The sequence below is a fragment of the Isoptericola sp. NPDC057191 genome, assembly GCF_042670225.1.
Classification (GTDB): domain Bacteria; phylum Actinomycetota; class Actinomycetes; order Actinomycetales; family Cellulomonadaceae; genus Isoptericola.
In genome coordinates, this window is sequence record NZ_JBHUWC010000176.1 from 1 (window position 1) to 8,398 (window position 8,398).

Sequence of the window (8,398 nt, forward strand, 5' to 3'; positions counted from 1 at the left end):
CCGCGGGCGCCCGGCGCCCCCCGCTGCTGCACCACGACGCGCAGGCGGTCGCGGTCCCCGTCGGCCTGCGCGCCGCGACCGCGACGGCCGGGTTCGAGGAGTCCGCGCAGTCCGCGCTCACCAAGCTGGAGCAGGTGCTGCCCGACCGGCTGCGCCGCCGCCTGGCCGCGATCCGCGACGCCAGCACCGCCGGCCCGGAGAACACCGGCTCCAACGTCGAGGACCCGGGCGTCGACGCGGGCACGCTGGCCGCCGTCGCCGACGCCGTCCGCGACCACCAGGGCCTGCGCGCCTTCTACCGGGACGAGCCCGTCGAGCTGGAGCCGTACCACCTGGTCTCCTGGCAGCGGCGGTGGTTCCTCGTCGCCCGGACCGTCGGGCCCGACGACGAGGCGTGGGCCCCGTACCGTCTGGACTGGCTGCGGCTCCGCACCCCCGGGGGCAGGCGTTTCCGGCCTGTGGCGTTCCCCGGCGACTTCTCGGAGTTCGTGGTGCGCGAGGTCGCCCGTACCGGCTGGGCCGTGCACGCCCGCATCACCGTGGACGCCCCGGCCGAGGAGGTGCTCGCCCGCATCAATCCCGCCGTCGGCACGGTCGAGGCCCTGCCGGACGGGCGCAGCGTCCTGGTCACCGGCGGGGACAGCGTGGAGGTCGTCGCCGTGTGGATCGGGATGCTCGGGCTCGACTTCCACGTCGCCGACCCGCCGGAGCTGGTGGAGCACCTGCGGCTGCTGTCGGCGCGGTACGCCCGTTCCGCGAGCGGCTGACACCTCCCCCCGGGGCGACCAGCCCCAGGTGCTGGCGCGACGGGCCACCGCTCCGCGACACTGTGCCCGTGAGCGATCCGTACCAGCCGTACCAGCCGTACGAGCAGCCCGGCCAGCAGACCGGCGAACAGTCCAGCCAGCAGACCGGCCAGCAGCCGGCCCCGCAGGGCTACGCGCAGCCCGACCACGCCCAGGCGGGCTATCCGCAGGCCGGATACCCCCAGTCCGGGTACCCGCAGACCGGGTACCCGCAGGCCGGGTACCCCCAGACCGGGTACCCGCAGGGTGCGTACCCGCCGCCGGGCGCGGGGTACCCGTACGGCTACCCGCCGGAGGACCCGGGCAAGACGATGGGCATCATCGGGTTCGTGCTGGCGTTCGTGTTCGCCCCCGCCGGGATCGTGCTGTCCGCCATCGGCCGGTCCCAGTCGCGCAAGGCGGGCTTCCCGCACCCTCTCGCCACGTGGGGGCTGTGGCTGTCGATCGCGTTCACGGCGATCTGGGTGCTCTACGTGCTCTTCTTCGTCGTCCTGCTCGGGGTCGGCCTGTTCGGCGCGGGCACGTACTCGGACTACTCGTCGGCACTGACGGTCTGATCAGGTCAGCACGCGCACGGGCGACCCCGCCGCCCAGGCGGCGACGTCCTCGGCCGCCTGGCCGTAGAACGTGCGGTACGTGGCCTCGGTGACGTACCCGAGGTGCGGGGTGAGCACGGTGCGCGGTGCGGAGCGCAGCGGGTGGTCGGCGGGCAGCGGCTCGACGTCGTACACGTCGAGCCCCGCCCCGCCGAGGCGCCCCTCGTGCAGCGCGGCGAGCAGGGCGTCCGTGTCCACGAGCGGGCCGCGGGACGTGTTGACGAGCACCGCGGCGGGCTTCATGCGGGCCAGGTCGACGGCACCGACGAGCCCGCGGCTGCGGTCGCTGAGCTTGTAGTGCACGGTGACGACGTCCGCCGTCGCGAACAGCTCGTCCTTCGCGACGGCGCGCACGCCTGCCTCGGCGGCCCGCGCCGCGTCCAGGTGCTGGCTCCAGGCGACCACGTCCATGCCGAACGCGAGCCCGATCCGCGCCACCTTCGCCCCGATCCGCCCGAGCCCGACGACGCCCAGCCGACGCCCCTCCAGGTCGCCGCCCACGGTGTGCTGCCAGCCGCCGTCGCGCAACGCCCGGTCTTCGGCGGGCACGTGCCGCAGCAGCGCGAGGATCAGCGCCCACGTGAGCTCGGGAGTGGCGTTCGTGGGCGAGTCCGTGCCGCACACGACGACCCCGTGCGCCCGGGCGGCGTCGAGGTCGATCGACGCGTTCTGCCGCCCGGTCGTCACCAGGAGCCGCAGGTCGGGCAGCCGCGCCAGCCGTGCGGCGGTGAACGGCGTGCGCTCCCGCATCGCCACCACGACGTCGTACCCGGCGAGCGCCGCGACCACCGCGTCGTCGTCGGGCAGCGGATGGTCGACGAACGCGACGTCGGCCCCCATGTCGGCCCCCATGGCCCCCCAGTCCGCGAAGCGGTGGGCGACCTGCTGGTAGTCGTCCAGGACCGCGACGTGCATCGTCGACCTCCGTGATCGGTCCCGCGCCCGGCTCATGCCGGCTGCGCCACGGCGAGGTTCGCCTCGCCCACGAGCTCCAGCAGCCGGGCGGCCGTGGGCTCGGCGGTCGGGGAGGCGATCGCGGCGACCACCCACTCCGGCGTCCCCTGGGCGGGGAGGTCGAGCACGGCGAGCCCGGCGGCCTGCGGCTTGGCCGCGACGTGCTGCGGGACGACGGCGATGCCGAGGCCGCGCTGCACGAAGTCGAGCAGCGTGTGCACGTCGTCGACGCTCATCCGCACCCGGCGCTCGAGCCGGCGCGCGGCGAACGCGCCGTCCACCAGCCGGCGGATGGCCCACGGCTCGCGGAAGTCGACGAAGTCCCGGTCGGCGAGGTCCTCCCAGTCCACTGCGGGCGCTGCGGCGAGCGGGTCGGTCGCGTGCGTCAGCACGACGATCGGCCGCCGGCCGAGCTCGAGGCGGCGCAGCGCGCCGAGGTGCTCGGTGGCGGCCACGAACGCGACGTCGAGGACGCCGGCGCGCACCTGCGCGGTGAGCTCGCGGGAACCCGCCTGGGCGAACTGGACGTCGACGAGCGGGTAGCGGAGGCGGAACCGTTCGAGCAGGGGCGCGACGTCGACCACTCCCAGGCACTGCTCCGCGCCGAGCCGCAGCCGGCCCGACAGCTGGTGGCTCGCGCGCACGACGGCGTCGTGCCCGGCGGACGCCTGCGCGAGCATGCGTCGCGCGAACGGCAGCAGCGCGCGGCCCGCGTCGGTGAGCGCGACCTGGCGCGTCGTGCGCACGAACAGCTCCGCCCCGAGCTCCCGCTCGAGGGTGCGGATCGCGGCGGACAGCCCGGACTGCGTCACCCCGCACAGCGCCGCCGCCCGCGTGAAGTGGCCCTCGTCCGCGACCGCGACGAGGTACTCCATCTGCCGCAGCTCCATTGATCGCTCCCGGTGCTGGAACCCATGAGACCTAGTTGTTGGACTCATCAACCGTGACCTTCCTATCGTCGGAGGCACCGACGACACAAGGAGAGCCGTGGAAGCTCGCACGATCGGAACCCAGACCGTCAGCGCGATCGGGCTCGGCGGCATGCCGATGTCCATCGAGGGCCGCCCCGACGAGGGCCGCTCCGTCGCCACGATCCATGCGGCGCTGGACGCCGGCATCACGCTCGTCGACACCGCCGACGCGTACCACCTGCATGCCGACGAGGTCGGCCACAACGAGGAGCTCATCGCCCGCGCGCTGCGCTCCTGGGGCGGGGACGCGTCCGCCGTCCTGGTCGCGACCAAGGGCGGCCACCTCCGTCCCGGCGACGGCGCATGGACGCAGGACGGGCGGCCCGAGCACCTCAAGCAGGCCGCCAAGGCGTCGGCCCAGCGCCTCGGCGTCGAGGCGATCGGGCTCTACCAGTTCCACCGTCCCGACCCCGCGGTGCCTTACGCCGAGTCGATCGGCGCGCTGGTCGAGCTGCTCGACGAGGGCGTCATCGTCCAGGCCGGCATCTCGAACGCGAGCGTCGCGCAGATCGACGAGGCGAACGAGGTGCTCGGCGGGCGCCTGGCGTCCGTGCAGAACCAGTTCTCGCCCGCGTTCCGCTCCAGCCTCGCCGAGCTCGAGCACTGCGCCGCCCTCGGCGTCGCGTTCCTGCCGTGGTCGCCGCTCGGCGGCATCCGCCGCGCCGGCGAGCTCGGCACCGCGCACACCGCCTTCGGCCGCGTGGCCGAGCGGCACGGCGTGAGCCCCCAGCAGGTCACCCTCGCGTGGGAGCTGGCGCTGGCGCCCGTCGTCGTGCCCATCCCCGGGGCGTCGCGGCCCGCGAGCATCGAGGACTCCGCGCGCGCCGTGGACCTCGTCCTCACGGCCGACGAGCTCGCCGAGCTCTCGGGCTCCTGAGCCCGGCCCACCACCCGACCCCACCTCTCCCCGATCGAGGAGGATCCATGAGAACCGTCCCCCTGGGCTCCAGCGGACGCCAGGTCCCGAACGTCGTGCTCGGCCTCATGCGCATTCAGCAGATGGACGACGACGCCGTCCGCGAGCTCGTGCGCACCGGCCGCGACGCCGGCATCGACTTCGTCGACCACGCCGACGTGTACGGCGAGGAGCTGCACGGCTGCGAGCGCCGCTTCGCGGAGGCCATGCAGCTGACGCCGTCCGAGCGCGAGCAGCTCACCATCCAGTCCAAGGCCGGCATCGTGCGTGAGGGGCCGTACTTCGACTTCTCGTACGAGCACCTGGTCGAGTCGGTCGAGGGGTCCCTCACCGCGCTGGGCACCGACTACCTCGACGTGCTCCTGCTGCACCGCCCGGACGCGCTCGTGGAGCCGGACGAGGTGGCGCGCGCGTTCGACGACCTGGAGTCGTCGGGCAAGGTGCGCGCGTTCGGCGTCTCCAACCACACGCCGGGGCAGATCGAGCTGCTGAGGCGCTCGGTGCGGCAGCCGATCGTCGCGAACCAGCTGCAGCTGTCGATCACGCACGCGCCGATCGTGGCGCAGGGCGTCGCGGCCAACATGGCGGGCGAGGACCAGTCGCTCACCCTCGACGGCGGCGGCATCCTCGACTACTGCCGCCTGCACGACATCACCGTGCAGGCGTGGTCGCCGTTCCAGGCCGGGTTCTTCACCGGCGTGTTCCTGGGCTCGGACGACTACCCCGAGCTCAACGCGGTGATCGACCGGCTGGCGGCGAAGTACGACGTGCCGCCCATCGCGGTCGCCGTCGCCTGGATCACGCGCCACCCGGCCGGCATGCAGGTGGTGCTGGGCACGACGACGCCAGAGCGCGTCGCCGGTGCGGCGCAGGGTTCGGACCTCCCGCTCACGCGGGCCGAGTGGTACGAGCTGTTCCGCGCTGCCGGGTACCGGGTGCCCTGACGTCGGCGAGCGGGTGCGGCCGGCCGGCCGCACCCGCAGCCCCGAGGTCCGCATACGCTCTCGCAACATGATCTGGTGTGGGCTGCGGGGATGACTGCACCCGCACCCGCGCCCGCCCCCCGGCGACGGACCGCTCTCGTCCTGCTGTTCGCGGCGTACCTCGTCCTCCTCGGCTGGCTGGTCCTGTGGAAGCTGGGGACGCCATGGGTCGGCGAGGCGGGAATGCGCGTCGTCAAGCTGGTCCCGTTCGTCGCCACGGCGAGCGCGGGGGCCAGCGACCCGGTCGAGATCGCCCTGAACCTCGTGGTCTTCCTGCCGTTCGGCGTCTACCTGGGGCTCCTCGCCCCGTCGTGGCCGTGGTGGCGGTCCGCGGGCGTGCTCGCGGGGGCGAGCCTGGCCCTGGAGGTCGGCCAGTACGTGCTGGCCGTCGGCAGCACCGACGTCACCGACGTCGTCGTGAACACCGCGGGCGGGCTGGCCGGGCTCGCCGTCGTCGCCCTCGCGCGACGGCGGCTGGCCGCCCGCACCACCGTCGTCCTGTCGCGGTGGTGCGTTGCCGGGACGGTGCTCGCCGTGCTCGCGGTGGGGCTCTTCGTCGCCTCGCCCGTGCGCCTGAACGGCCCGCCGCCCGGTGATGTCGCGATCGCCTGCCGAGGAGCGGAGGAGACGCCCGGAGCACCGTGCGCGAGCCGTTCCGCGGACCGCACCGCGTGGCGCGAGTTCGCCCACACCACGTAGAGAAGGGGCGCGGCCAGCACGCCGACGGCCAGCGCGGGCCGGAGGGCGAACGCCCCCGCCAGCGTCGCCATGCTCACCACGCTGACGGCACCGAGGTACCACCGGCGCACGCCCAGGTAGAACGAGGCCCGGACGACCGCACGCCACCCCAACCCCGGCCGGTCCACCACCAGGACCAGCGCCAACGGCGCGCTGACGAGAGTGAGGGCCACGAGCATCACCAGGACCGGGATCACGACGGCGCCCCACCGGGCGCCCCAGAGGCCCACGGCGTCGACGACGGCGACCACGCCGACTGCGGCCACGGTCGCCCCGACGGCTGCCGCGCGCACCCCCGAGTCCCGCAGAGCGCGCAGGTACGTCCGCACGACGCCGATCCGGCCGTGCGCGGAGAACTCGCGGAACACCGTCATCGCCGCGGCCACGCCGGGGAACGCGAGCGGGAACACGAGGGCCAGGGCAGGCCACGACCGCGTCGGGTCGGTCGTCACCAGCAACACGACCAGAGGCAGGGAGGACGTCGCCAGGAGCAGGTTCGTGGCCAGGGTGACGTACGCGAACTCGAAGACCGTGGTCAGCAGGTGGTGCGAGAACATCGTGCGCCGGCTCATCGTCACCCCTTGAGCCCGCTGGTGGCGATGCCCTCGATGAAGTACCGCTGTCCGAGGAGGAAGACGATGGCGATGGGCAGCACCGAGATCACCGAGCCCGTCATGATGAGGGCGTAGTCCGCGTTGTACTGCCCGATGAACGACTTCAGGCCGATCTGCAGCGTCCACAGCTCAGGGCTGCGGAGGTAGATCAACGGCCCGAGATAGTCGTTCCACGTGTTGGTGAACGTGATGAGCACCAGGCTCGCGATGGCGGGGACCGACAACGGCACCATGATGCGGCGCCAGATCCCGTACTCCGAGAGGCCGTCGATGCGGGCCGCCTCGGACAGCTCCTCCGGCACGGTCTCGTAGAACTGCTTCATGAGGAACACGCCGAACGCGGAGAAGGTCTGCAGCGCGAGCATGGCCCACAGCGTGTTCGACAGGCCCATCTTCGACAGCATGACGAACTGCGGGATCATGTAGGCCTGCCAGGGGACCGCGATGGTGGCCACGTAGAGCAGGAACAGGGTGTCCCGGCCCGGGAAGCGCGTCTTGGAGAAGCCGTACGCCGCGAAGCTGCCGGTGAGGACCTGCAGGAACGTGACGCCGACCGACAGGACCAGCGTGTTCTTGATCCAGGTCGCCATGTCGGCCTTCTCCCAGATCTCGACGTAGTTCTGCCAGACCACGGGGTCGGGGATCCACTGGATCGGGACGGTGAAGACGTCGTTGTTGTCCTTCAGCGACGAGATCACCATCCACACGAACGGCAGCAGCACCGCCGCCGCGGCCAGCGCGAGCGCGACGTACGCCAGGACGCGGCCGGCGGAGGGCCGGGCGCGGGTCGCGGTGCGGGGGACGTCCCGCTCGGCCCGCTCGGCGCCGGGGGTCGCGCGCCGGACCTCGGTCGTCGTCGACATCAGTCCTGCCTCCTTCGGTTGATCACGAACTGCACGCCGGTCACCAGCAGGCAGAGGAGGAAGAGGGCCACCGAGACCGCCGAGGCGTACCCGAAGTCGTTCTCGACGAAGCCCTTCTTGTAGATGTACTGGGACAGCACGAGCGTGGCCTGGCCCGGTCCCCCGTCGGTCAGCAGCAGGATGAGGTCGAGCACCTTGAGGCTGCCGATGGTGAGGATGACGGTGACGAAGAACATCGTGGGCCGCAGGCACGGCAGCGTGATGTTCCAGAACCGCTGCCACGCGCCGGCGCCGTCCATGCGCCCGGCCTCGTACAGCTCGCGGGGGATGGTCTGGAGCCCAGCGAGGAACAGGACCATGAAGTAGCCCATCTCCCGCCAGACGCCGACGAGAACGACGGCGGGCATGGCCCAGGTCGCCGAGGTCGTCCAGCCCGGCCCGTCGATCCCGAACAGGCCGAGGAACTGGTTGATCGGTCCCGACTTCGGGCTGAACAGCATGTTCCACACGACGGCGATGGCCACCATCGACGTGATGTACGGGAAGAAGGCCGCGGTGCGGAAGAAAGCCACCCCGCGCAGCTTCTGGTTGAGCAGCAGCGCCAGCGACAGGGACGCCACGAGCGTCAGCGGGATGTGCAGGCCGGAGTAGTACAGCGTGTTGAGCAGCGCGCGGTGAAAGCTCGCGTCGCCCACCATCCGCGTGTAGTTGTCCAGCCCGACCCAAGGCGCCTTGCCGAACACGTTCCAGCCGGTGAGGGACAGGTAGAAGACCGCGAGGACCGGGACGAGGGTCAGGACCGCGAACCCGAGGAAGTTCGGCAGGACGAACGTCCAGCCGATGAGGGCGTTGCGGCGCTTGAGGCGGGACCCTGGGCGCCGGGCGCTGCGGACGGGCGCCGGGGCGGGGGTGGAGGTCGTGGTCGCCATGATGAGCTCCCTTCGAAGGCGCCCGGGC

At 72.6% G+C, this 8,398-nt stretch carries 9 protein-coding genes; 5 read left to right on the forward strand and 4 right to left on the reverse strand.

Annotated features, from left to right (window positions below):
• On the forward strand, window positions 1–767 hold a 767-nt coding region (locus tag ACFT55_RS16905; protein ID WP_380245007.1), incomplete at its 5' end, for a helix-turn-helix transcriptional regulator.
• Window positions 768–835: 68 nt separating this feature from the next.
• Entirely contained in the window at window positions 836–1,363 is a 528-nt protein-coding gene (locus tag ACFT55_RS16910) for a hypothetical protein (RefSeq protein WP_380245008.1), read from the forward strand.
• Here ACFT55_RS16910 and ACFT55_RS16915 read toward each other — a convergent pair whose 3' ends face one another.
• The gene (locus ACFT55_RS16915) at window positions 1,364–2,317 is read right to left on the reverse strand and encodes a D-2-hydroxyacid dehydrogenase family protein (protein WP_380245009.1); all 954 of its coding nucleotides are present in this window, start codon (window positions 2,315–2,317) and stop codon (window positions 1,364–1,366) included.
• 32 nt (window positions 2,318–2,349) lie between these two features.
• The gene (locus ACFT55_RS16920; protein ID WP_380245010.1) at window positions 2,350–3,246 is read right to left on the reverse strand and encodes a LysR family transcriptional regulator; all 897 of its coding nucleotides are present in this window, start codon (window positions 3,244–3,246) and stop codon (window positions 2,350–2,352) included.
• Between the two features lie 97 nt (window positions 3,247–3,343).
• Between ACFT55_RS16920 and ACFT55_RS16925 the strand changes: the two genes are divergently transcribed.
• The 3 genes from ACFT55_RS16925 (at window position 3,344) to ACFT55_RS16935 (ending at window position 5,925) form a co-directional block, all read left to right on the forward strand.
• Window positions 3,344–4,204 (forward strand): aldo/keto reductase, encoded by an 861-nt coding sequence (locus tag ACFT55_RS16925; RefSeq protein WP_380245011.1) that lies wholly within the window; start codon window positions 3,344–3,346, stop codon window positions 4,202–4,204.
• Between the two features lie 47 nt (window positions 4,205–4,251).
• The gene (locus ACFT55_RS16930) at window positions 4,252–5,187 is read left to right on the forward strand and encodes an aldo/keto reductase family oxidoreductase (RefSeq protein ID WP_380245012.1); all 936 of its coding nucleotides are present in this window, start codon (window positions 4,252–4,254) and stop codon (window positions 5,185–5,187) included.
• 90 nt (window positions 5,188–5,277) lie between these two features.
• A complete protein-coding gene (locus ACFT55_RS16935) occupies window positions 5,278–5,925 on the forward strand; it encodes a VanZ family protein (RefSeq protein WP_380245013.1) in 648 nt (215 codons plus the stop codon).
• Between the two features lie 613 nt (window positions 5,926–6,538).
• On the opposite strand, the gene ACFT55_RS16940 is transcribed toward ACFT55_RS16935, so the two are convergent.
• Together ACFT55_RS16940 and ACFT55_RS16945 are read right to left on the reverse strand one after the other, a co-directional pair.
• Window positions 6,539–7,441, reverse strand: a complete 903-nt coding sequence (locus tag ACFT55_RS16940; protein ID WP_380245014.1) for a carbohydrate ABC transporter permease — start codon at window positions 7,439–7,441, stop codon at window positions 6,539–6,541.
• Window positions 7,441–8,398, reverse strand: a 958-nt coding sequence (locus tag ACFT55_RS16945; protein ID WP_380245015.1) for a carbohydrate ABC transporter permease, incomplete at its 5' end; no start/stop codon positions are given. The genes ACFT55_RS16945 and ACFT55_RS16940, both read right to left, overlap by 1 nt.